This is a genomic window from Paenibacillus sp. Dod16, assembly GCF_049893405.1.
Lineage (GTDB): Bacteria > Bacillota > Bacilli > Paenibacillales > Paenibacillaceae > Paenibacillus_AQ.
The window spans coordinates 33,425-58,297 of the sequence record NZ_JBNDYG010000022.1; the positions used below are offsets into that span (position 1 = coordinate 33,425).

18 protein-coding genes are annotated in these 24,873 nt (G+C 43.8%); 1 reads left to right on the top strand and 17 read right to left on the bottom strand.

Annotated elements, in window-relative coordinates; all coding sequences use genetic code 11:
* Positions 1-31 precede the first annotated feature (31 nt).
* The 10 genes from ACPV3A_RS16975 to ACPV3A_RS17020 all read right to left on the bottom strand — a co-directional run bounded on the left by ACPV3A_RS16975 (position 32) and on the right by ACPV3A_RS17020 (position 12,149).
* Positions 32-442, bottom strand: a complete 411-nt coding sequence (locus ACPV3A_RS16975; RefSeq protein WP_426200388.1) for a hypothetical protein — start codon at positions 440-442, stop codon at positions 32-34.
* Positions 443-544: 102 nt separating this feature from the next.
* The gene (locus tag ACPV3A_RS16980; RefSeq protein WP_426200389.1) at positions 545-2,914 is read right to left on the bottom strand and encodes a hypothetical protein; all 2,370 of its coding nucleotides are present in this window, start codon (positions 2,912-2,914) and stop codon (positions 545-547) included.
* A 346-nt stretch (positions 2,915-3,260) separates the two neighbouring features.
* The gene (locus ACPV3A_RS16985) at positions 3,261-5,144 is read right to left on the bottom strand and encodes an AAA family ATPase (protein ID WP_426200390.1); all 1,884 of its coding nucleotides are present in this window, start codon (positions 5,142-5,144) and stop codon (positions 3,261-3,263) included.
* 168 nt (positions 5,145-5,312) lie between these two features.
* Complete coding sequence (locus tag ACPV3A_RS16990) at positions 5,313-5,744, bottom strand: hypothetical protein (RefSeq protein WP_426200391.1); 432 nt, start codon at positions 5,742-5,744, stop codon at positions 5,313-5,315.
* 75 nt (positions 5,745-5,819) lie between these two features.
* The gene (locus ACPV3A_RS16995) at positions 5,820-6,584 is read right to left on the bottom strand and encodes a hypothetical protein (RefSeq protein ID WP_426200392.1); all 765 of its coding nucleotides are present in this window, start codon (positions 6,582-6,584) and stop codon (positions 5,820-5,822) included.
* Positions 6,585-6,588: 4 nt separating this feature from the next.
* Positions 6,589-6,747, bottom strand: coding sequence for a hypothetical protein (locus ACPV3A_RS17000; RefSeq protein WP_426200393.1), 159 nt, complete (start codon positions 6,745-6,747; stop codon positions 6,589-6,591).
* A gap of 165 nt (positions 6,748-6,912) precedes the next feature.
* A complete protein-coding gene (mobL, locus tag ACPV3A_RS17005) occupies positions 6,913-9,123 on the bottom strand; it encodes a relaxase MobL (RefSeq protein WP_426200394.1) in 2,211 nt (736 codons plus the stop codon).
* Between the two features lie 73 nt (positions 9,124-9,196).
* Positions 9,197-10,204 (bottom strand): hypothetical protein, encoded by a 1,008-nt coding sequence (locus ACPV3A_RS17010; RefSeq protein WP_426200395.1) that lies wholly within the window; start codon positions 10,202-10,204, stop codon positions 9,197-9,199.
* Between the two features lie 263 nt (positions 10,205-10,467).
* On the bottom strand, positions 10,468-10,947 hold the full coding sequence (locus tag ACPV3A_RS17015; RefSeq protein ID WP_426200396.1) for a hypothetical protein: 480 nt from the start codon (positions 10,945-10,947) through the stop codon (positions 10,468-10,470).
* 362 nt (positions 10,948-11,309) lie between these two features.
* Positions 11,310-12,149, bottom strand: a complete 840-nt coding sequence (locus ACPV3A_RS17020) for a hypothetical protein (protein WP_426200397.1) — start codon at positions 12,147-12,149, stop codon at positions 11,310-11,312.
* A 60-nt stretch (positions 12,150-12,209) separates the two neighbouring features.
* Here ACPV3A_RS17020 and ACPV3A_RS17025 point away from each other — a divergent pair, with 60 nt between their 5' ends.
* On the top strand, positions 12,210-12,527 hold the full coding sequence (locus tag ACPV3A_RS17025; RefSeq protein ID WP_426200398.1) for a hypothetical protein: 318 nt from the start codon (positions 12,210-12,212) through the stop codon (positions 12,525-12,527).
* A gap of 755 nt (positions 12,528-13,282) precedes the next feature.
* On the opposite strand, the gene ACPV3A_RS17030 is transcribed toward ACPV3A_RS17025, so the two are convergent.
* The 7 genes from ACPV3A_RS17030 to ACPV3A_RS17060 all read right to left on the bottom strand — a co-directional run bounded on the left by ACPV3A_RS17030 (position 13,283) and on the right by ACPV3A_RS17060 (position 24,861).
* Complete coding sequence (locus ACPV3A_RS17030; RefSeq protein WP_426200399.1) at positions 13,283-13,687, bottom strand: hypothetical protein; 405 nt, start codon at positions 13,685-13,687, stop codon at positions 13,283-13,285.
* A 32-nt stretch (positions 13,688-13,719) separates the two neighbouring features.
* On the bottom strand, positions 13,720-14,397 hold the full coding sequence (locus ACPV3A_RS17035; RefSeq protein WP_426200400.1) for a hypothetical protein: 678 nt from the start codon (positions 14,395-14,397) through the stop codon (positions 13,720-13,722).
* A 3-nt stretch (positions 14,398-14,400) separates the two neighbouring features.
* Positions 14,401-15,036, bottom strand: coding sequence for a hypothetical protein (locus ACPV3A_RS17040; RefSeq protein WP_426200401.1), 636 nt, complete (start codon positions 15,034-15,036; stop codon positions 14,401-14,403).
* A gap of 225 nt (positions 15,037-15,261) precedes the next feature.
* Positions 15,262-17,559 carry a phage tail tip lysozyme gene (locus ACPV3A_RS17045; protein ID WP_426200402.1) on the bottom strand — a complete coding sequence of 766 codons (2,298 nt, stop codon included), beginning with the start codon at positions 17,557-17,559 and terminating at the stop codon, positions 15,262-15,264.
* A 154-nt stretch (positions 17,560-17,713) separates the two neighbouring features.
* Positions 17,714-19,036 carry a hypothetical protein gene (locus ACPV3A_RS17050; protein ID WP_426200403.1) on the bottom strand — a complete coding sequence of 441 codons (1,323 nt, stop codon included), beginning with the start codon at positions 19,034-19,036 and terminating at the stop codon, positions 17,714-17,716.
* A gap of 232 nt (positions 19,037-19,268) precedes the next feature.
* Positions 19,269-19,637, bottom strand: a complete 369-nt coding sequence (locus ACPV3A_RS17055; RefSeq protein WP_426200404.1) for a hypothetical protein — start codon at positions 19,635-19,637, stop codon at positions 19,269-19,271.
* Positions 19,638-19,932: 295 nt separating this feature from the next.
* Positions 19,933-24,861: a hypothetical protein gene (locus ACPV3A_RS17060; RefSeq protein ID WP_426200405.1), complete on the bottom strand. Its 4,929-nt coding sequence runs from the start codon at positions 24,859-24,861 to the stop codon at positions 19,933-19,935.
* Positions 24,862-24,873 lie beyond the last annotated feature (12 nt).

The window sequence follows — 24,873 nt, forward strand, 5'->3', positions numbered from 1 at the left end:
TGAGATAACGTGATCTTTTAGCGTATCAAGTTTACTCTGTGAAAATCATAATGCCATAGATAGGTTCTAGATCAGATAGGTCTTTATGTTGAATCTTTACTGGATTCAGAAAAGCTATCCCCAGGCAATTTTGCATTTGTCCTTTAACCAATACGGATGAGATTTTATTGAATACGAACTTATTCATCTGAAGGAGAGAAAGCAAGCTGTCTGTCCCATAATCGATGGTAGCAATTTCTCCAGGTGCATCACCAAAAGAACTCAGGTATAGCCTTACATTCTCATTTGTAGAAATAGTTTGCTTAATTAAGGCTAGATCCTGTTCGCTGGTATCTTCCAGTTCAGTGAGAACACCAGACATTTCATTACACGAGAAACATTCTTCACCATCACAATAGCTATTGCAAATAGTGCAAATATAAATCTCAATTGCATTTGACATTGAGAATTCCTCCGATTCCTTTATTGGACAACATTTACTGCAGGACGCCTGAAAATAAAGAACCGCCCCAAATAGGAGCGGTTCAAGCTCAAAACGTAAGCGTTAGGCTGCGCTGCCGTTTATAGGCTCCATGCCTATCGATGGAATGTCAGCTCGATCAACGGTGCCAACCGGCTGTACCTGTGCCGCAGGCGCGACAGGCATTTGCTGCTGAGTTGAGTTCGCACCAAATAGGAAACCAAAGAGGACTCCAATCGCAAGGGCAGCACATCCGATCGCGATATAAACCAACATCGATTGCTTAAGACCTTTGCCAGCCCGATCATTCGCGTAAGCCAATTCTTTTTTCTGTGCTTCGATTTGGTCCTCATATACCTTCAACTGGTGTTTAACCTCGCGATCTTTTTGTTCTCCGATTCTAGTGATACTCTCATTTGCTTGTTGCAGCATTTCCCGCAAATTTTTATTATCTTCTTTTTCACGGTCCATGTTATGTTCATAGTCAGCTTTCAATTCATTAATCTGATCTTGATGTTTGACTTCCAACAGCTGAAGCGCTTTTTGTGATTGCTCTTCCGCCTCTGCAAGCGACTTATTTTTTGTCGCAAGCATCAGTTCGTACTCACGACGTACGGAATCAGCCTCTTCATTCTGCTTGAGTCTTTCGACTTCCGCTTTTGCCCGAAGCACCTCATCGGCAAAATGCTCACGCAAGTACATTTCGATCTGCTTACGGAAAGCATCGTACATGTGCAGTTCTTTTTCCATGATGGTTTGATAGTCTTCATGCAAACTCTTCAGGAGGTGCGTAGTAGCCTTATCAAACAAGCTGCTCGCGACAGTACGGCGATCATTGTACAGTTCACCACGAGCTACGTCTCGATTCGACTTAATCTCACTCTTTAGAGTGTCTTTGACGGCCTCGATCTTGCGATTTCGCTCGTCTCGGTACCGAGTATCATAAACTGCCAGTGCCTCACGCTTCGCATTTTCTCCATAGGCTTCCCGTTCTTCGTTATATGTAGCATGAATACTTTTAACTTCGGCAGCTATCAGCCTATCCATATCAGACATAGCAGCATCAAACGCCGTATCTATCTCATTGAAACGTCTTCCGTATACAGTACCATTATCATTATGATCAAGAGAAGTTATTAATTTAGCATGAATATCGCGAAGGTTTGTAATGTAATTATTGCGTAACATGGAAATCTCAATTTCGTGAAACTTCGAAATCTCCACATTAGCATCTTTACGAAAATTTGAAACCACACGTTGAAGTTCGCTATCGTCAGCTGGTTTTTCATCGAACCTAACTACTGAAAAAGAAGCAAAGTAATCATCAAACTTGCTAAGATCGATGGATAAATTCAACTCGGAATTGTTAAATGAATGTTCCAGCGCCTTGGTGACAACTGATTTTGATTCCTCAGCCGTCATGCTGGATGCTTGATCACTTGAACTTGGAGCATACCCACCGCTAACATCCAGCTCTTGCTCTTCCCTTGCGCCATATACTTCTTCCTCTTCCTGACCGGTATTGAATTCCTCAAAATCCTCGAATTCCTCAAATTCATTATCACCGTCAGAAAATTCATCGTGGCCACCGGAAAGAAGAGAATCCATTTCCTCGCTTGAAACACCAAATCCAACGTTGTTTTCAGCCGAAAAAGGATCGAATGATTCAAAATGCGCATCATCCGCAGAGCTGTACGATGATGTTTCATCACCGTCATAATCCCCGACGTCCTGGTCTTCATCCTCCTGTTCAGAGCTTTCATTCTGCCAGGTCCGCTCGTTATCTCCACTATCTACAACTTCATTACCTTTCACATGAAGCTCAATCGATGGGGATTTAGCAATTTCTATCAAACGGTCTAGATGAACCGTCGAATCGAGTAGGATCAACTGGGAATCATCGGTTAAATCAAAAGGAACAATCGCCCATTGAAGTGGCATATCGTGAATAAATTCAAATTCGTCAAGAGTAATCAACGTCTCACTGGAAGGAATGATACCAATAATTCCATTTTCCAAGTCATCTGCTAATGTGATGGATTCAATCGATTCGGAAAGAAGCGCTTCTGCAAAAGATCCGAACTCTTCGTCAGATGAGTCTACACCGGATGCAACAAGCATGTCGTTCGTAATAACGACAATCAACAGACCATCATCTACTTCACGGATCGCAGAGTTGCCGATTCTCACCAATTCATGTAGAACGTCCAGTGATGATGCAGCAACAGATTCTTCGAGCTGCATTCGTTCAACCAGTGTCATATCTTTTTGCTTGCCACCAAAAAGCTTTCCTTTGCCCTTATCTTTTTTGGTGTTCTTCCCACCGAGACCCAAACGTTTTGATCCTTTATCTCCGGATCTCTCATCAACATCATTATCCGCGACCGCGACCGCCACCGCACTTTCTTCAGTATCGCTCGCTTTATCTCTTTTGTTTCGTCTGAATAATCCCATTAAACGAACCCTCTCTCCCTTTTAATCAAATACATCAGGAATTCCGTAAGCATCGCAAGTGTCAATCTGCTGTTTATCTGTACCATCAGTGATCCTTGTACCTCAATAGTGCCAAGACATAAACACTATCAATCCAAACCGCACAATATCTTACTTGTTCCCCCTTATTTAAAACAAAAAACACGCCATAATGCCTAGAATTATTCTATCACATAAAATATATGGATACAATAATCAACTCACTGTGCAGACAACGTTTTTAGATTGTTTTATCAATAATATATATTATTTTTTTGTGGCCGGTTGGGTCTTTCGGCTTATTAATGCGAGTGTCATTTAGAGTAATCTAGTTTGACATTCGTCTCATTCTCTTAATATCAACGGTCCCGATTTCAATAACAGCAGATGATTTTAGCTTGCTTTTATTGCCGATCGCCATTTCACCTTTGACGTATGCGCCTATATTCTTAGCATCCGGATGATTATTGATATATCGAGAAAGCGGCGCAACAACATGTGTTTCCATCAAAGCAACCAATCCCCGCGCTCCTCCAGAATTTGTATCAACGTCGAACACATCCTGAACCAAATACGTTACAACCTTTTTATCGATCAAAAGATTGACGCCGTGCGTTTGGTAAACTACCTTTTGCAGATCTTCAAGCTTTTTAGTAAGAATATTTTCGTACGTTCGTTCGGAAAGAGGCTGAAAAGGAATAATGGCATTCATACGATTGATAATTTCCGGCGCAAACGAATTATGATTTATCAAAGAATTCCGAATAACTTTCTGATACTTTTGCAAACCATCTGAGCCATCATCGCTTGACGCATAATGGGCAATATCCTTATAGACTTCGTTACCAGCGTTTGTCGTTAAAATAATATAGGTGTTAAGGAAAGTAACTTCTCTTCCCTGTGCATTCGAAAGCCGGCCATCGTCCAACACTTGAAGCAATAATCGTGTAATAGACTTGTGTGCCTTTTCGATTTCATCCAGAAGCACAATGCTATGCGATCGGTTCCAAACAAGATCTGTCAGTTCCTCACGAAATTGATTAAGGGAAGATTCTAGAGCATACTCAGACATATCGAAACGAATCAATGCTCTTTCATCCCCGAACAGGAGCCCAGAGAGCGCTTTAGCCGTTTCGGTCTTACCGACACCTGTGGGCCCAGTAAACAAAAAGCTGGATATCGGACGCGTTTTATCATGTAGATCAGCCACCGCAATTTGCAGTCGGTTTTCCAATGTTTTCATCGCGAATTTTTGAGAAAAGACACGATCATTGAGCTGCTCCTCAATTGTCCGGCCATCAACCTGGAATGAGACCTGAACCCCCGTACTATCGTGTATCACATCACCGAGAAGCTTCCTGTCCATTTTGTGTTCATCGGGATACGTACGCATCCAGCCAATCATACTATCGAGCATCAGAATACTTTTACGCGGCTGTGAATCCGCCGGCACATACCGGTTACTTAGTTCATAAATCAAATCATATAAATGGTCATCATAGATAAAATCCGCAACTTTATGCGTTTTTGCAATCGACTTTAAAATGGCAACCACCGTTTCTTTATCTGGTTCGCGGATATTAATACGCTGCAACCGCTGCATGAGTGCTTGATCTTTTTCGATATATTGGTGAAACTCAGCAAACGTTGTAGCGGCAATCACTTTGATACCTCGGCGTCCGCTTTCAGCAAGCGCCGGCTTGATCGCCTGAGCTGCAGCGGGAGAGAGCTGCACAAGCAAATGGAATTCATCCATAAACAAAACGAGCTCTGAAGATTGTTCGCGGGAGTAATATCCTGCTTCAGCCATTCCATCCTTTCGCTCCACATCACTTTTGAATCTTTCCGCGTCATCGAACAATCCTTTAACCCTAGACGCCATTTGTGTAGCTCCATCCTCCCCGTTTTCACTCGCTGCCATCTTCGCCAGGTCTACTTCAACGTAGATTCGATCAACATCCCGCGCCAGCGTTCCTTGCACCAGCATCGTTTTACCAGAGCCCGCGTCTCCCAGCAAAAAAGCATTAGACAACTCTGCGCGGTTAAGCGACGCCAGCAGCCGGCGTATCTCGTGTTCTCGACCAAGAACCGGGCGGCTGGGTGGTAGCATAAACGTGGCGTATCTCGCAAGAAACGGGTATTCCTTTGCGTCAAATCCCTCTTCTTTTTTGTACACCGTTTGCAACTTATTCGCTTCTATTGTCAGACCCATAAGGTTACCCCCTCTATAACTTTGAAACCGTCATCTTTATAGGACCCCACATTTATATTTCAAAGCAGGGGATGTGATATCAGGCCATGAGAAGGGCCACACGACAAGACACAAAATGTCTGATCCATGTGGCCGTATACGTTAGCTTCTAATACACGGATTTATTCGTTATGTTCCTTGGTATATAATTTCTATCTCTTCTTCATCAACTGAATGAAAATCCCTTATGTTTTTTTCTTTGAAGATCATCCACATGTCACGTATGCATTTAGGATAGTCAAATTCGTTTCCGGTAAAATCCTTAACGATAGTTTGAAAATATAACAAATTTGAATAGTTGTTCATGAACTTCTTTATATCGACTACGAATTGAATAGTCATTTGATATTCAGTTTCAGATCCCTCTAAACTATACTTATCCCACATACGGAGAAATTGACTATAAAAATCAGTTAGTTTTTCTACATACAACTCTGATAGTTCACTATCCAGTTGATTTTTAAGTCTATATAAATCTTTAATTGATCCTTTGATCGTTTCATAAGAAGTATCAATGAGATCGATCCATTCAACTAAGTTAAAATTTTTAATTTCATACACTCTCCTATTCATTGAAGTTGTTCTACTTCAAAATCGAGGCCATACATCGGCAAATTCCGAATAACTTATGTGTCCTTATTCCATGTCGACACCTTGCCGGTCTTCAATATGATCTGAGCGCAGCTTACGAATATCCGCCTCCATAAGTTCGACTGTAAAAATCGGACTGCTACTTCTAGTTAAATAAGAATTAAGATCAATATCTGTTCCTTTGAAATCTTCTTCGCCACCCTTTTCCGCTCTTGGGATTACAGCCGCAGATTGTACCCCATAATCGTCAAGCGGGATGGCCTCGGCGGGATGCTTCACATCATGGCTGTCAAAGTCGCCCACCGTTGCCGCTTCCGGTATCCCGTTTAGCATTTCAAAAGGGCGATAATCTTCAGGGAGATGACGAGCGATATCACGTGGTGTTGCTTCCGCATATTCTTTGAGTATTCGATCGGCGCGCTGCTGCGCAGGGGTTGTATATCTGATTTCTGAAGCATTCGTCCATTGATCTTGTTTCGCATCTTCATCAACTCGTTCTTTCATATCTTCGGAATTACTTCCTACCAAATCGGCGCACTCCGCAGTTTCAGACGGACCTCCGGGATCACTCTCTCCCTTCTGCTCCTGATAGGTTGCAAACAGCTTCGACTCCGGACTGTCTGTAAGTGCACCAAACAGTTCATTCAACGTAACAGATAACTCATTGAACTCAGAGATACGGATCGATCGTTCCTCTTGTATCAATGGATCATCTACATGCACAATCTCGTTCAACCTACCAAATTCTCGCAAGAAGTACTGATCCAATCGCTTTACAGCAGCCAGCATTGCAAAATCCTTTGACATCATGCGCTCATCCTCTCTTCTGTAACTTCTCAATAAGTTGATCTCGAATACAGTACATCTTAATGTCGTGTTCTTCATCTTCAGTCTCACATGAAAAATTCTCCGGAGCAAGAATTCGGCGAAGCAACTCAACTTGATCTTCTGTTAAATAAATTTGCTTTCCCATTTCAAACCTTCCTAAATCAAATATTTTCTACATTCGTGATCATAATATCGAAATAGTTGTATCAAAAACATTGTGTATTCAGTGTTATGTTTAACTTATTATATCATATTATAGATAGATTCGTATCCTTATTTAACGTATTTCGGACTATAAAAAATCGATGAATTACTCCAATTCTTCCTCCATCTGTTCCATCATTTCAACATGCTCCAGGCTTTGTCGAACCTGCCGCGCTACATCGACTGAACGATCGAGCGGTATCGTGTACAGCTGACGTTCATCCTGTGAGCTTAGATCCGTAAGCATCACGGTTTGGATCAACCCTTCATCCACCGCTTTTTTTACCGCTTGTTCCATGTCGTCAATATCACGCTTTGCGGAAGTAAGCGCCTGAAGTTCCTGTCCGGTCGCTTTTACATAAATCTCCGCTGCTTCAACTCGATGCTTACGAGCTTCGAAAACAGCAGCGAACGTTAACGCATTCTTCGTATCGATCCGCGCATCGGGCTTGTTATAATAATCGAGCCCTAAGTGATGCACATCCCATGCCTTAACGGCATCAAAGTGAATCGGAGTTAAATTTTCAGCTGGCGTCTTCGGCCTAACCGGTAGAACGAAACGGGTTTCCACCGTTCCGGCTTCCCGATCGTATTTTGTAATGGCCCTCCACTCTTTCAGCGATCCTACACCTTGTCTGAAGCACTCAAACGTGTAAGCCCTCAAATCACGCGCATACTCATTTCGGCTTTGTAGATCCATGCGCTGCGTCTCTGATTCTTTTTTGGTGATCAGATTATAGCGAGATACCAGCGAATCATACCTCGGTCTCAACCGCTTAACCCGATCCATATCCCTGTTATGATGAAAGGACAAGAAGGTCCGGTATTTATCGACGAGCCCCATATGGAATTCCAGTTCTTCTTCATAAAAGAGTTTCATAACATGGGACGTTTCATCGGTAAGCCTATTTTCTTTGGCGATATCATATTCGGTAGTCAGCGCATAGAAGGTACTGACGCTTACTGTGTGAACTTCTTGCCGTTTATTGTAGCCTCTCACTCGCAGCTCAAAAGCAGCCGGATCAAATGCTGCAGATTGACTCGATTGTTTAATTGCCTGTGCCAGTTCCTCATCGGAACTAGATTGAATGTCAGTCATTTTCGTCCGAGTCGTCAATTCTGCAGGATCAATCCCTTTAAGCATTTTGTATAGCCCGTTTACGGAGCGCTCGATAATCCGATCGCGGCCTTCCTTGATCAGCTTTTTTTTGGCGCTATCATCCAACTTGTTTTTAAAGCTGGATTCATCCGCATAATCAAGTACAGCCTGCATCGCTTTGTTATACCCGCTTTTTTCAGGCTCTTCCGCAAACACTTTCTCAACGATCTGTACAGCAAGTGCATTGGAGTGTTTCATCGATTTTCGATTAGTTCCGTATCTCCAATCCCTCTTATTCTTTGGCAACCCGGCGATTAAAAGCTGAATTTGAGAATTTTCATGAAGTGTCGCGTAAGCGTAGTCCTTGACGAAAGAGACGACGTTCCGCCGTTCAACCGAAGCTTGACTATTGAATGATTTTAACTGCTTCATGTCTTCTAAAGCGAAATGAATACCTTTGCGAAGCATCGCTTTTTCACGCTCATTAATTTTTCCTCGATCCGCCCCATCGCTTTTCATTCGCGACTTCGAAAACTGGGTATCTGCCAGGGCAATATGAACATGAACATGACTCGTATCAAGCTGGATTGTACCGACCCATTCCGGGTCAATAAACCGCCCAGCCTTTGTCATCCGTTCTACACCTTGCATAATGGCTTGCCTTAACTTGAGCTGATCAATGTGCCCTTTGTACGAACCTCTTCCTTTATGTTTGAATTTAGGATCAAGTACACCGGTTTCTCTCAAGTAATCCTCAGTAAAACTCAATACCACTTTTTGAACGGAATGCCCTTCATCGAAGGCTTGTTGGATATTCTGTGAGGATTTTTCTAACTCCGCATGCGTCAAGCTAATCCCACCCCGCCCGAACGCTCGCCCCGACAACTTATCGATCTGACGGAATTTTTGTTTCAACACGAGCGGAGAACCGTACGCATCCGCTTCCTGCAGATCTTCATCCTCTTTAGCGATCAGACGCTCGGTCGCCTGATCACGAGCCATATACCTGGTGAACGCCGCACTATCATATCCATCAGCACCTTTAGCTCCAAGCGCCGACGACATTCGAACCGGCGCAAGCACTTCTGTAGCCTCTTCACGCGCCATATAGCGCATCACATATTGACCAGGAGACGATCCCCTCGATCCTTTCCCAGGGCTGCTGCGTGCATTGTTGGTATATTCACTTTTAATCACGATGTCTTGCTTCAAACCCATCGCGGCATCTCCTTTCCCGCAAAAAAGCGATAAGGATAATCCTTATCGCTTACGCACATTAGGAACGAACTCCTTATATACTCGGACCGTCTTCATCTCGGATGAGATCATCGTTTTGATCCCGCGATCGCCGGCTTGAACCGATTCCTCCCACAAATAAATCCGGATCAAGCTCTCGTTCGGATTCAATTGTTTTGACATCACTTATCTCTTCCGGAGCAATCGCCTCCGCTACCAGCTGCTGCTCTTGCAGTTGTTCATGACGTTCACGCTCTTTCACATCACGAATACGATCATCTTCGCTCAAACGACCCAAATTCAATACACCTTTGAGCTGTTCGGTGATATCGATTTCTTGGCCAAACAGTTCCGATGAGGTTTTCAATGATTCATCTACTTCATCGATAATCTGCTTTTCCTGGCGGGCCATAACCACATCTTGAATCGGTGTTTCGATCATAATCTCCTTCGTTTCTACAGGTTCTGTCCGAACCAAGTCTTCCGATTTAACGCCTTCGTTTTGCAGTTCGATGGCATTTTTCGCAGCCATACGAACAAGATCTGCCAAATTCGTACGTTCCGATGGATCTTGTTTGTCATGCACAATGTTGACTGGTTCAACCAGTACTACGGGAACCGTTCTTTCCGAGCCTACAGCGTCCGCTACGTCCAGATATGTAAGATTCATGTCTCCTTCGGCATCAAACGTCTCCCCGTTCATCAGCTTGTCCATCAACAGTTCGAATCGATCGTCTCGATACAACCCAGCGTCGATCAACACCTTCAGCGTGTCGTCTTCGAGCGGCTGCACATATGTGAGCGGGAGCTCTTGCTTATCATGCTTAAAGTTCAGCTGCGAGATGTGGTCAGCGAAGTCTCCCCATGCCATTTCCACATCTGCTTCAACGTGAATTTGAGGACGTTTTAGCCCCGACAAGTTGCTATTGAATAGAAATTTCACTTTATTTACCCGGCTATGCATGACGGCCGGCACCGGATAAATCCCGAACGTTTTGGTTTGGCCATTCATGTCAAGCTGGCTTTCATTGTATTGAACATCAAGGAGTCGTCGTATACGCACTCCTTCAAGACTCGCTCGATTGTAAGAGAACACTTCCATCTTTTCTATCGTCCCTTCTCTTTCGGCAGCTCGCCGATGGTATCTGACTTGTTTCGTTCTAGCCTCATTATATCACGTCATTGGATGGATTAATAGAAAAATCGATTGTCAAATAACTATACAGTCAATGTTTTCAAGTATCTTTTCGAATCGATTTTTCTCTAATCAAAAAAAGACAACGGTCGATAATCACCCGTGTCTTTTTAATAATCCTAATCTTCCACTTACACCGAAAGTTCTTTTTCTCCCTCTGTTTGCGTTTCCTGTTCTGCTCTCTGTTCGGCCATAGCTGCTTTCTTTGCCTCGCGTGCGGCTAACGTATTGGCCTTATGCTTTTCTTTGTTAAAAGGAATCTCAGGTGTTTTTAATGTGTTCGTGTTCACCAGGAGGCCAGGGCCATTCTTGTTCGCAAAGAGATCCGCTTCAATTACCAGAGCATCACCATCTTTATTCGCCGCAGCTTCAATGGCTTCCCATTGTTTTGCCGAATAATTTGCCGTGAACGAATTTTGCTGCTTCCCATCTCGGGTATATGTATCATAGACAAGCATCGGGTCTGTAAATATGCCATCCCCTTCGCGAGTGTCGTTTGAAATACTAAACGATACATTCTTGCCAGTCATGCCTTTCCCGGTTTGATCATAAACAGCTGCGACGTGTACGCGCTGATTCTTAAAACTCTGACCTTTTTTAAATTTCGCCATGAGTTATTCGCTCCTTTATATTTCATTTTAAACACCATTTATATTTCAATTATACGCTAATAATGCTGAGCGACAAGCGTTTTAGCGGAACATTTCAGCACATTTGTTAAACAATCAACATAAGATAATAGTCAAGTATGTCTTCATTCATGCCATACCTAAATGGGTTTAAGACCGTGATTTTCATGTATTTTGCAGTTGCAGTAAACCACTCCATGTCTTTCCTTGGTTCTCAGCTGACTCTCTCTTGCTCGGCGGCATCTTGACGTTGCAGCTTTTATAGAGATCTCTGCAAGCCGAAATGACGGGACAACTAAAAACAGACCACCTCAAATTTGGAGGCGGTCTGTTTTCTTATCATTTTACCATGAAAAGTCATCGGTCGCTTTATCGGCTTTACCTTTTGAAGGAGTCGGCGTGATGCTCAGAGGGCCGAAAGTAAATGATGCCTGGTAATTACCTAATGGATCGTTGTGAGCTTGAATATAAGTAGCAATAGTTCTATTTGATGCACTGCTAGTCGTTTTTCTGGCCGTTAGTTTAACAGTTCCTTTGTATGGGTTAGGAGTACCATGACTTGATCCGATATTCCAAACCGCTCCATACATGTGGTGCTCAGATGGTTGACCATTTGTCCCTACACCACTTGAAGTTGTAGGTTGCCAACCAGAAATGAGTTTGACTTGAACAGCTCCTGAGTACCTACTTGATTGAATTTCCCAACCACCAGGAAGAGAAATACCAATGGAATCTTTATAAATACCTGTAGGACTCATAGAAGGAACTTGCAGCCATTCAAAGCTTGCATAGATATCTCTCATTTGAACCCCGCCGACAACAACCCCATAACTCGTAGCCTCAACCTTTAAGCTTGGGATTGCCAGTGGTTGTATCCCATCTCCAACAGGTTTAAGCTCGCCTGTTTGAGAATCTTGAATATAATATGTTGAACTTGTACCTAGAAACTCTAAGTCTTCTCCAGAGGATTGAACAATGAATTCCTTTTCATAGAAATCTAACTCTTGGAGATCCCGATCTGTCATTCCGGAATCTGTGAGAATCTGGTCCAATTCATCTTCTGTGTAAGTTTTCGGAGAAGGTGTGTCCCCATCTGCTGCTGCAGTGTAGGATGACATAGAGAAAGTCAGACAAAATACCAGAGCCAGCGTGAATAATTTTGTAACTTTTGACATTGATTTCATTTTCACTATCTCCTTTGCTAAAATTATTTTATAATAAACAGAAAAAGGAGTCGTGATGAAGTGCCAAGAAAGAAGAAAATTCTTTTCCTGCTCATTATCGGAGTGATGATCATAGCATCATTTGTAATTATGGATATTTATAAACCGGATAAAATGGTCATCTCATACATTAAAGTGATAGAAAAACACAATGAAGATAATAAAGACTATTTTATTGTAGGAGTTAATCCTCACGATCCAGAAGCTGAACCTGTGAAAATTTATATTAAAGAGAAAAATGTTTGGAACATAGTGATGGTCGACCAAACCTATCTTGCTACTTATGACTTTATATCTTCAAATTCCTATAAACTAGATGAGATAAAATTACCCGATTAATGGTAATTATACCATATAAAATAAAGATATGGGGTAAATACGGAAAATAATTGGTTTTTTCTGTAGCTTGAGGAATATAATTGTCAAATTAAGTTGATATATTTGAGGAGCGATAATGAGAGGCAATAATCGACTTCTTTTAATAATAGTCAGCAATTGGAGAATGGCCTGGAGTGCATTGTACTCGGTAGAATATTCATTGAAAATGTATTAAACTCGAATAAGGCCAATTTCTACACCATCGTGTAAAAGTTGGTCTTATTATTTCTTAGAGACAAGAGTCATAAGCCAGTTCAGCAACTGAGGTCAACAATCACTTATACCGCATAATTCCGCTCTGCAGACATCGGTTAGATCGGTCTTCCAACGGCTGGCACCCTCCTGGTAGCTCATGTGAATCCGCCCGAGCTGCTCAACCGGCCTGTAACTGCAGGTAAGTCACCGGATATTTCGGTTGCCGGAGTCAGGGCATCGAAATATTGATATGTACCGTCTAGTCCCTTCAAATTGCACATGTTTCTCTAAACAAAAGATAATAAAAACCAAAATTTAACCGAAAAACAATTCTATGTTTTTAAGGGCTCACGCTAATGGCTCTTAAGTCGACCCAGAACGCCGACTAAGGGGCCACTACGCGCCGCTGGCTACTTCTCAGCGCGATAACTACAACCCCTAAGCAGCAAAGCCGCTAAGAGGTTGTACGTTCCTGCCCTTCGCTTTACGCAGCCACGGAGCGGAGACAAAAAAAGAGCCGATTACTCGGCATCTTTCTTTCGACGTTTGATAAATAAAGAAAACGACTTCGGCTGGTTGATCAAGCGGTGCCAAACAAACTTCATCCAGGTGATAAATCCGTAGACGGTCACAATCATCACGGTGACGCTTGTAAGAATCCAAACCATCGAATTCAAGTTATTTAATGATTTATCAGCCGGAACACCTATGTAACCCGCTAAAAAGAGAAATATAAACGGGACAAGTTGCACAAAAAGTGAAACGCTTATGCCGAGTGTGAACACACCTACAGATCGACTCACAAACATCGCTGCTTTACTCATTCTCGGCTCCCCTGAAGTCAAAATGTCGTCCTCTAGTGCTTTTTGAGTTGAAACCACATTAAACTTTCGTTCGGTCTGAGATTGGACTTTATTATTTTTCATCGAAGTTGCAGTCTCCTTTGCTCGTCCCTGTTTTATTTGTTTAACAGCCCCGCACTATATCCAGTTCTCGCGCTAACCTCTGTAATCCGCCGCTTTCCATCAGCAAGGTCACCAGCAGCAGTAAATTCAATAATAGCTTCACTTCGTTCCAGCGCATTCGTGTTCACTAAATCACTCTGATCTTTGTGCATGATATATTGCACAAAAGCTACATAACGGACACGATTACCTTCTGCGGTGATAGGAACAACATAAATACTGTCCATCGTTGTTCGTAACTTCTTGAAATCAATATAGGACAGCATACCCTCATTCGTTTCAATCTTGGTATCCGGTGGAAGATACGTTTTCGTGAATGAATTATCTTCGCCAAGCGATTCAATATACTGATTACGCACGCCTTCATATTCGGCCCCGTTACTCCAGCTGAAGGCAGCTACAAAGTATTTTTCGGCTTCAGAAGAATCCGTTTGAATAAGAGCTGGATCAAGACCGGTTACTTTTTTAACGGACTCCGTTTTTTTGGCCGATAGCTCAGCCTGTTTTGTCGCAATATCGCGCTCTGTTTGATTCAGCTGAGTAGTTAGCGCTGTATATTCAACATTAAGTTTTTTGATCTCATTCTGGTTCTTTGAGAACATGTACACTGATACGATCAACAGTATAAATGTCACCGTTATAAAATAATTTACTTTAAGAACTTTTCCCATCGGTCACGCCCCCCCAACATCGACTTCATCATCCAAACCATCCGTCGTATAGTGCCGGCTAATATTAGTCAGTTTATAATTGACCACATCATAAACGGCGTATATTAACCCCGCCGATTTTCCGCTCTTTGTCGTCATACTGAACAACACGGGAACGTTGTCGGTATCCTGGTACGTTACAATGGATTCGAGCTTGAGTGTCCATTCGGGATTCAACTTCCACGTTTGAATATGGTCGCCTTCGGTTGCATTCGTTAAACGGGTATTTTCAGCTTTCGCACTCTCAAGGTTTTTGATCAACTCATCATATGCTGCTTGATCCTCGGGCAACGACTCATTCGATTTATAAAATGAGGCGAGCTCATTTTCAACTGCAATGATTTCCGCTCCAATTTTCTTTGCCGAAACCGTTCTTGATTTTAGTACCTTTTCATGTTCCTTTGAGTCAAACGGTTGATCCATGTTTTCCTTTTTCGCCACGGCTTCCTGTAGTAACTCTTTCGTGCTAGCCATATCAATGTTCAACCTATCTATTTTTTTGTTCTGCCCCCAGATTAAGACAACCATGATTAAAACAATCAAGAACAAACCGATCGGTATTCCATATCTTTTTGTAACGCCAACGGATCGACCCCGCATTTACTTAAACCCCTTCCCATTTGGTATTCATTTTTTTCGAAATCCAATTCTCATTTTTTATGTATTTTCTTGCTCATGATGTAGGTAGTTTTTAATCACAGCATATAATCCGTATTTTTTCACTAAATTTATTTAGCATTTTATATCATATTGTATGCCAAATCTATTAAGCATTTAATAAATAATATCTAAATTATACTGTACACTCAGCGTTTTAACAACAATTTAAATGTACTCGGGTTCAATCCATTGTGGTATTCCATCTATCGGTTTGAAGAATTTCCAATGATCTTTCTCATAACGATCTTTTTTAATTACACGCCAGCTCCAAGAGTAACTAAGGCCAGGCGCATTTCGTCCACTAACGCCTCGAATGTTCTGTTCAACAACGAGAATGTCACCGTTGGCAAATACATGCTGCACGATTCCAGTGTGACCATACCGACTTGTGGTCGCATCACTGAATAGGGCGCCGGCAGCTGGTATCCCTGATACGGCTTGGTCGTAATGCTTGGCCCAATTATCCGCAACGTCCTTTCCGTCACCATACGGCCGCTCTGTCTGCCTTCCTCCCTGATTCCAATCCGGATACAGGCGCATAAAGTAACTGTGCGCAAGTGCCGCGCATTGGTCCGGTATGATCCCATTCGCCCATCCTGTCGCATTTCCCCATACAAGCCCCGCATCTTCCGGATTCTTTGCATAGGCTTGAAGCGATGCAGGTAATGTTTCTCGCGACCAGGGTACCAAAACCAAATCAGCAGGAACCTCCCCCGTACCATCAATCGATTGGTTCCCGTAATGCGACTTAATCGGATTTCCGCAGCCGTCGTCCTGGTAGTACGCTGCAACTGCACTGTTCCCTTCGGATCTTCCTACGTTAACCGAGCTCAAGATGCTATCGGCATAGGCCGTATCCGTCGTAGAGCGTTCAAGGACAAACATGAGGTTTACCGAATTTTTAATACGCTGCGAGAGCGAATTATTTGGAGAGCTAAGACCAATCCAAGTATTCATAAACCGTTCTGTTTCCTTTTCTACGTTGCTCGGGGCTGTCTCCAGAAAATCTATCAACTGCCGCTTACGAAGGGTATCATCACCTTCAAGCATGAACTTAATCTGTGTATCGAAGTCATACCAATTTGCCCCTTGGGACTGCGCATATTTGAGCAATAACGTATTTCGTCCATTCGTCCACTGGCCAAGCCCGATACCAACATATTTAATGGCCGGATACTTCGCAGCATATTTCGCATCAATCTTACTAACGAGGAATCCCGCACTCATCGCGGACAGTTTACGGGGACCAATTTCAAAAGGCTCATTATAAATGGTTTCGACCCCCGTTGGATCAAGTCCACTTTCGTGTTGCAAGTTTCCAAGCACTGCAGCTGTCTGCTCCTTCGACCCGCCGAGCCGCTCATATACCGACCAAACCTTCACAGCATTCTCTTCACGAATCACTTCCAATGCCCCATCCAGCAAGTAATCCTGCGATCCGGATCTTACGATGGTCCTTTCGGGAACGCAATTTCCGAACGAATCGTCTTTCAAGGTTAATTCTTCGGCAACTCCGTAACCGAATACACTCACGACTGCAACCGAAACAGCTACCACACCCGCCGTAATCACGTTCGCTATGGCAGCTGCTACACCAAGGACCCCAGCAATAAACGAACTAATCGCATTAAAAATAGCTCCAAATACACCCAATACCTTACTCATAATGGCCATAGCGAACCCTTTGAGCATCATTAGCATTTTCATCAACATGAGGCCAAAGAGTGCATGTCCTGCAACGTTGCTGCCGGCCGCTGTACCAGCCATAATTTTGACCCCTTTTTTCAAAGGGTTCTCTGATGGTTCTTCCGCTTTATCCGCTTTGCCTTTGTCTGCTTTACCTGACTCTTTTTTTCCTTTATTCAACTCATTTAGTTTTTTTCGCGCAGAGTTCGCTTGCGCGATACCAGGTATTAGATTCATTACTCCATCCGCTGCCTGGTTTTCGAGTGAATCTTTCTTGCTCTTCTTGCTCTTATCGCTAGAATCACCGGATGCCTGAGAATTCATATCTTTGGCTTTAGGATCACCGTTTGAACCCTCAGATCCATTACTGTTTTTCGTGTTCTCTATTTTTTCCGAGCCTAAGTTAGCGCTATTGACACCAGATGATCCCCCTTTACTCGAAGGAGTAGACTCCGGATTACCAGCAGCGGAACCTTTTTTTGCTGACATTGAAGACCGATCAGATTTACCATCCTTCTCTCTCGCAGCATTCGCAGTGCCTGCCGGTTTATTCGAAGCGCTTCTCGCGCCTGCTTCTGATTTCGACTTCGAGTGACCTGATCTTGCATTATCTGAAGCATTCCTCCCCCGGGCTGATGAGCCGCTTCGAACACCGCTGGCAAGTTTTGATCTTGTATCACTGCCGGTGTTCGGCGTCTCAACCGCGCTGCTTTCCCTATTGATAGAAACAGATCTGTCAACAGATCCTCTATCCTTACCGCCTCCTGGCGGGTTCATTCTCCCAGTTCCCCCGTTCCCCATGCTACTACTCCTCTCTCTGACCCCGTTGCATTATGTAGTAATAATAAGAGCCTGCCGAGCGTTGAAACCCTTTTTCGCTCAACAGGCTCTATAGGCAATCATTTCATGTGCATTTTAGTAAAAGATACGCTTAGTAATACGTTACACTGTTTTCATTCTGCTGCTCTGAGAAGCCTAGTTCTTGAGATAACACATCCGCATCGAGCACCAACAAGCTACGCATCAAATCACGCTGAACCTTTTGTTTAATCGTGAGGTAAGATCGCCATGTTTGTACAAGGGACTCCGTCGAATCTTTCGCCGCCACCTGAGCTGATGGGCTGCTGCCCGTCGATACCAATCGTAAATCAAGTGTCGATCCGTCATCATTATTCAAGGTGTCCACTTGGTCAACTCGCTCCTTACGATCCGCCTTTTTATCGTCCGTTGCGAGGTTCGTTGATTCTGTTTTCTTTTTCATATACGAATCAAATTCGGAGAAACTCCCCATCACTTGTTTGATATATCCATCCCGGATGGTCATCGTTGAATAATCAAGAAGGTGCGCACCAGCCAAATTCTTTGCTGCCACCAATCCCCTGTTTTCGTCGATATAATCGCCTTCCACAAACCACGGTGTTTTCGGCGCTTCATAACCGGCTGCCACCAAACGATTCGTATACTCTTTAGCTCGATTCAATAGATTTTTCATTTCGCTTGTTTGTTTCTTAATCTGTTCACGTATTTGATCATCTTTGGCTTCAGCTACCAGAGCTGTATACAGCTTTGTTGGATTCTTTTCCCCTGGATTTAACCAATCCAATATTTTAATATTCTCCGCACCAGGATTGACATAGAATCGACCCTGATCATACTTTGCGAACGATCCATCAGTGTTGTTCTTATCGCCGCTTGATTTCGATTCCCCTTGTGCAGACAGTTGTTCATTCGCTCGAATCGTTACGTCTAAGATCCTTTTTGGAATCGGTTCATCACTTTGAAAACGGACAATTGCATAACCAGTTGACCCGAACATTGAGAAGGTCGTTTTCGGACCCGAGTTCATACTTTTATCTAATCCTGTGATAAAAAGTTGATAATTGCTCGCATCTACGGACATTCCTTTTGGATCTTGCAAACGCAAAAGCACCATGACATCCGTATGATTTGAATCGCCGAAAACACCTTCTACAAACATTTTCTGGCCCGACAACGAAAAAATAAAGCTCTCTGTATACTTTGCTTGAACCGACACCTGTCGCGCCGCATTCGACCTGTCTTGTGCTAACGACAAACCCGAAAACAAAAGAAGAAATACTATGGTTGCACTCAGCGTAACCGTAAATCGTTCCATCCGGTGATGAGGCCCGAGTTTAAATCGATCACGCATTCGAGTGAGATGTTCAAAGAGAGGTACTTTATCTGTACTTTCGACTTCAACGATTTCAGGCTCTCGATTTTTAAGTCCCTTCATATTCCTCTTCCCCAAATCAACCTCGCTCCTTTCTACTTTAAATATAATTTTAAAATATCTTAATAACACTGAATACAAAGCATTTTTAATAACACTCCTAATTAATATATCATGTTATTTAGCATTTGCGTAACCATAAGGTGGAATAAATATAATGAATTTTTTAGGCTCTATAGGCAAAAAAAAGAGCGGTTAACCCGCTCTTTTTAGTTTCAGTCGTGAATATCGAAACTCACTTGAAGAAGTAATATTTCCAATAATCAAGAAATAAAATTGTTCCTCCGCCCAGATCTTCGATCGTTTTCCGTCCACCACCAGCAATGTCTTTGACAAATTCAAAGCCCGTAGGAACCGATATAACACCACCTACGATCAGTAAGAGAATTACAACGAACCAATTGGTCTGCTTTTTCCCTTGAGACCAAAGCCCTGTAACAATTTGATAAACAGAATAAATCAAGGCAAGTACACCGAGGATCATTATAAAACTGCTACCCCAAACCCCCAGCGTCTCACGGGCATTTTCTAAAAAACTTCCCAGGTCCCAAGCACCTGTTAAATAATCCACTTTAAAAACATTCTCTTTCAACGTATAATCCATGAGCTATTTTTGCACCTCTTTCATAGATAAAATGTGAATGAATTGAATCTAATATTATGTATAAATCACTGAGCGTTCAGTGATTTAATAACGTGATCATTGTATCATATCCCTTTTAGGAAGACAATACGATTTGGTAAACAACATGCATACTTAGGTTAACAAATCGCACGTCCTCCTTACTCAGAACAAAACTCATTTACTGCTCAGTTACATTCTTTATTTTTCAGTTACATACTTCTTTTATTGGTTACAAGCTTTATTATTCAGTTACAAAAAATATTTAACGCATTAGTTACTCAATGCTTTTACCTTGTATAAACGCTTCCCAAGACTGCTGCATCTGTTTGGTACTCTCCACGATTCGCGACTGATCACGGATCGCATCTTCACGAATACCTGCACCAACCAATCCTTGACGAAGGGATGAAAGCCGTTCACCCAAAGTTTCGAGCTGCTGACGTTCCGTTTGTGTGATTGTCCCTGCTTTTTCGCGATGCAAAAGACCATCATGCAATCCTTGCGTGTGACTCAAATTTATTAATTGATTAATGATAGAAGATCCGTCCTTACGAATCGGTCGGCTCGCTACTATCGGTTGGAAGTTTCCTGTTTTCAATAGTCCTTGCGCGTGTTCCATCAAATGCCCCATTTTTCCCTGAGCATGTTTAATTTGACTCTGCAGTCCACGTATCTCGGACTCTGCATGCTCGATTTGGAGCGGTGAACGACCCTCACTTCGTAATGATGCTAAACGTTGTTGGGCTTGTTTCAGTTTCGATTGACCTTGTTTAATCGTCGCCGCTTGCGAGGTTACCTCACGGCTATAATCGCCGTAGTTATTAATTCCCGCTGCAGCCAGCTCGGTAAAGCTTTTATTTGCATTCACTTTCGGTGTAGATTGGACGGATAGTGATTGCAGATTATTCCATCCCTCGGGACTAGTCAATTTCAACTTCTGCGCGTACGCTTGCGATGCTTTTCGCTTCGCCTGTGCTTGCTCACGCTGAGCGGCCATAACTTCGTTCTTAGGCGCCCCACTTTGAAGGAGTTGTTCTACTCGGTTCTGTGATTGCTTGTATCGCACCTGAGCTTGTTCAAATCTAGCTGTCGCTTGGTCGATCTGTGCAGGTGTTCCACTTGGTGCCCTAGAAACCCGATCACGGTTAAACAGTGAATCTGACAAGTACTTCGATGCTTTATTAAGGCGTTGTTCATGCTTCGCAATCACTTCTGGCGGCGCTTTCGTGGCAACAGCTTGAGCATGAGCTGCCTGTGCATTAAGGAAGAACTTTGAAGCTTTATCCACTCGATTCCTTGCTCCACTGACTTCGCCATACGAACGACCCACCGCTTGAGCCATTTTCATATCTTGCTCCGCTGCCATTGCCTTCTGAACAACTTGACGCTGATCATCGATTTTACGCTGCTGGCGTGAGATTTCCTTCGCCGGAGCTCCCTGCGCTTGCAGTTCTCTCAATTGGCCTACTTCTTTTTGAAGGGTTGATTGCTGTTCACTCAAATGTCGAGATGCACTGGACACATGATCGTTCGTTACGAGTGAGACAGGCGCTAACGTAGCTGCTTGGGCAGCTGCAGGCGACATACTCGAACTCATTTCCATCGCCTTATTAAAGGCTCCTTGGGCCACTTTTGCGTCTTTACCAGCCTTATCCGCAAACCGCTGCGCCTGCATTACAGCATACGGCGAGGCTCCATTCGCTTTAAGTTCTTCCACGCGAGCATTCGCTCGCTGAGCAATCTCATCAGCACGATTAGAATTCTTCGCCAGCGCCGTCAGATTTTGAGCACCACCTGCTTCTGTTCCATTCACTGAAGCCGTAGGTTTGATGGCTCCATCACCTTTGTGACGCAGATGCGTTCTTCCCGATTCTTGGTCAAGAACTTCCTCAAAACCTCGGCCGTCTACAGCTCCAACAATCGATCCAGCGTCCACGCGGTTACCATTCCGATCCGTCACGAATCCTTTCTCATCAAGTGTAACCGGGACCATACTGTTACCGGTACGATGTTTCAGTAATTCGCCGTCTTTACCTACGACATTCCCATCTTTATTCATACCGAAATGAGTCGCGTCCTGCTCAGCCTTCATTGCTGCAAACTCCCCAGCATTGAACCGCATACTATCCAGTTTTTTGGCTTCTTTAGCAGCCGATACAGGTTTACCCTTTCCGCCCGGAACGTCCGCGATAGGAATTAAAACACCGTCTTTACCAAGTGCTACGAACGCACCCTTTTGATCGACAAGCTGACCTCGATCATTTTGATAGAAGGCATTTCCTGCTTCGTCTCTGTACGTATTGCCCTGGCTATCAATAAGAGATCCGTCTGCTGCTACCATGGCTCGGGCGCCAATAGCACCTACTGGAGACATGGCACTGATGGGATTGCCTTCCCTGTCGATAGCATGGCCTTCAGCGTTATGCATAATTTCGCCGTTTTCGTCGATCCGTTGCCCGCTATTTGTGGTATCCGGCAATTGACCTCCGAGGCCCCCACGAGCATCATCAAATTCATCCTGCGAGAGCTGACTATACGGTAGCGCGTTGATACCAGCCTCCTTAGCCGCCAATTCCCGAGCAAGCGACTGTCCTTCGATACCAATTGCTCCTTTTGCAATATCTTTCCCTTTCGCGCTCGCAAGGTCTTTTGCTGTATCCATCCGAGCCTTAATTTTATCTTTAATCGATCCTCCATCCTTGCCCAGTTCTTCGCCGAGCTGTTCCCGTCTAGACTCGATACCATGAGCAGCACTCAGAAGACTAGCTGCACCACCTAACAGTCCACCACGGTCCGCATTTCTGGCATCCTGCGTCAGCCTTCCATTTCCGCCAATACGACCATCGGTCATTCTTCCCAGATCAAGACCGTTGCCGCCGGTTCCTTTATCCAAGGCACCCATCAAACGGTTAATCGCACCAGACACAACTTCTTCCATCATTTCGTTAAAGACTGTCTTGTTTCTGATCATAAAGATGGTCATGCCTGCCGTAATCGCGATCGTAAGGAAACTACCAACAAAATCAAAGATCACACCAGAACCGAAGTAATTTCCTCCCGAGTCAATAAGATCGTTGAAATTAAGCAGCACCGTCATAATAAGATTTTCGCTCAGCGCATAGAAGAAAATCATACCAATGATCTGAGCGATCAGCACGGCCGTAGAAATGAGTAGCTTTGTAATAAAAGCTATCGAACCGAGAGCCGTTCCGAACACTCCGGAAAGAATACGAGGAATGCTTTTAATTGCAATACTGATCATTGCGATACCATACATAATGGAGAGGATCGCTAAGCTAAGCATGACTGTTATATTTTCGATCCATCTTGTAAACGACGACATACCTGAGCCACCAAATGCAACAGACGCATAGGAATCACGAGACAAATCACTCGCGGTTTTAGCAGGCGAATACACCGTCAATCCGGTGTTTGAGAACGTCGTATTCAAGAAATTGTACATCGCTATCGGGGAAAGACCACCAATCGTCCCCGTCTTGTCGCTACCGATCGGGGCCACCTTTTGTGTCACGATCGGAGGCATATCTGGTACGTGGTATCCTTTGGTCGCACTATATTGCAAATTGCCCGCGTTATAGATGTTATAACTGTAGATACCAAACTGAAATAGTGGGTTAAGCGCAGCTCCTTCTGTGAACAATCCTTTCGCACTGCTACCCACTTTGTTGTCTTCCCCGTTCCAGTGGATCGGTCTCATCCATTCCGGATCGTTACTCCACGAGCTAAGCTTTGAACTCCATGTCCGACTGTCGCTGGCCGAGAGTGAATACATGTGTGCTATTTCCTGGTCGTTCGTTTCTGAAGGATTCGACGCACGTATTTTTTGAATCTGGCCAGCAACCTCACCATCATAATCACTCCCCGAATAGAGGGTGCTCGTCATATGACGGCTCAATACACTGAACACTTTAGAAAAAGAACCCCGGTTTACATCGCCTGGTGCAGGCGAACCCGGGGTGCCTGGCGGCATACCAGGCACCGTCGATCCAGGCGCGTCCACATCCGTACGACCGCCACCTTCATTAAAGATCTCGCTAATATTCGATGTACCCGAATACCGATTTTTCAGTTCTTCAGCTCTTGTATTTGCTGCTCGGGTTCCGTTGATCTCCAGAATAAGTTTCCGGTTACTCAACGTTCTTCGCTCGTCTTCCTCATAACGAGGATTGTGAATTTCACTTTCTTCTGGTGGGGCCAACCGGGAATATTTCACCCAGTTTTCGAAATCCACGTACGAGGACAGAACCAGGTAATCCGCATACTCAGAACCAACTGCCACTTTGTTGTTTAAATCTTTAATAACGCCCGTATACGTGGCACCAATCAGCGGCAGACCTGCGAAAAGCATAAATACACGAACTCCATAACGCCCGAACTTTTTCATGAACGAACCTTTTTGATTAAAGACTAGAATACTCAATACGGTCAAAACCAGAAGCAGAGGAAATAAAATGTAGATCGAAAAATCTTGAACCGTTGTGTAAATGGAGCCGACGTATTCTGCAGCTCCTGACAACATTCCTAAATCTGCGCTCGCCGTTCCATTGATCGCTGTTTCGAAAAGCTTAAACGGATTCAATGCACTTAAAAGCATAAGTGCTGCACGAAACAAAAATGGTGCAGCGTTTGCCAGTAGATACACCAGGAGCATAATTCCCGACGCTAACATTCTACCTATTGAAGATATTCCTGGCCGGACCGTCGTGATTAGACCCATTTCAGTCAGTACGTCACCATACCCTGCATACTGAAAGAATGGATTATTCAACCCTGCATGATAAACCGTATCCCCGCCGTTATCCACGACGTTCATCAACTGATCATAGGTGATCGTCGCAGATGCGGTTGTGAATGCACTCATCAACCATCCTTTGATCCCTGTATCGTCCGATAGAATCTCAGCGTAACCGAGCAAACCACCCGCATTACCGGCTGGTAAAAGATTCGTGCTGTCGTTATCCTCAAGCATATACATGTGCCTGACTTCAGAGCCTGGAGCAAGCGCCGTACCAAATTCGCGTGTTAATTCACTACCTCGTTGATACAGCGATAAATCGGATACTCCGTCATTTGCGGCAAACACATTACTTATAGGAATAATAATCGACAGGGCAAGCAAAAGAGCCATGACGCCCAAAAGCACTACACGTCCGGCCGTTCGCCCTAGAAATTTCAATCGCATATCCCCCAATCT

Coding starts and splice junctions, on each gene's coding strand:
- ACPV3A_RS16995 (WP_426200392.1), bottom strand. CDS start 6,584: ATGATGTCAAAGGATTTTGCAATGCTGGCTGCTGTAAAGCGATTGGAT.
- ACPV3A_RS17035 (WP_426200400.1), bottom strand. CDS start 14,397: ATGGGAAAAGTTCTTAAAGTAAATTATTTTATAACGGTGACATTTATA.
- ACPV3A_RS16985 (WP_426200390.1), bottom strand. CDS start 5,144: ATGGGTCTGACAATAGAAGCGAATAAGTTGCAAACGGTGTACAAAAAA.
- ACPV3A_RS16980 (WP_426200389.1), bottom strand. CDS start 2,914: ATGGGATTATTCAGACGAAACAAAAGAGATAAAGCGAGCGATACTGAA.
- mobL (WP_426200394.1), bottom strand. CDS start 9,123: ATGGGTTTGAAGCAAGACATCGTGATTAAAAGTGAATATACCAACAAT.
- ACPV3A_RS17055 (WP_426200404.1), bottom strand. CDS start 19,637: ATGGATTATACGTTGAAAGAGAATGTTTTTAAAGTGGATTATTTAACA.
- ACPV3A_RS17015 (WP_426200396.1), bottom strand. CDS start 10,947: ATGGCGAAATTTAAAAAAGGTCAGAGTTTTAAGAATCAGCGCGTACAC.
- ACPV3A_RS16975 (WP_426200388.1), bottom strand. CDS start 442: ATGTCAAATGCAATTGAGATTTATATTTGCACTATTTGCAATAGCTAT.
- ACPV3A_RS17045 (WP_426200402.1), bottom strand. CDS start 17,559: ATGAACCCGCCAGGAGGCGGTAAGGATAGAGGATCTGTTGACAGATCT.
- ACPV3A_RS17000 (WP_426200393.1), bottom strand. CDS start 6,747: ATGGGAAAGCAAATTTATTTAACAGAAGATCAAGTTGAGTTGCTTCGC.
- ACPV3A_RS17060 (WP_426200405.1), bottom strand. CDS start 24,861: ATGCGATTGAAATTTCTAGGGCGAACGGCCGGACGTGTAGTGCTTTTG.
- ACPV3A_RS17050 (WP_426200403.1), bottom strand. CDS start 19,036: ATGAAGGGACTTAAAAATCGAGAGCCTGAAATCGTTGAAGTCGAAAGT.
- ACPV3A_RS17040 (WP_426200401.1), bottom strand. CDS start 15,036: ATGCGGGGTCGATCCGTTGGCGTTACAAAAAGATATGGAATACCGATC.
- ACPV3A_RS17030 (WP_426200399.1), bottom strand. CDS start 13,687: ATGAAAAATAATAAAGTCCAATCTCAGACCGAACGAAAGTTTAATGTG.
- ACPV3A_RS17020 (WP_426200397.1), bottom strand. CDS start 12,149: ATGAAATCAATGTCAAAAGTTACAAAATTATTCACGCTGGCTCTGGTA.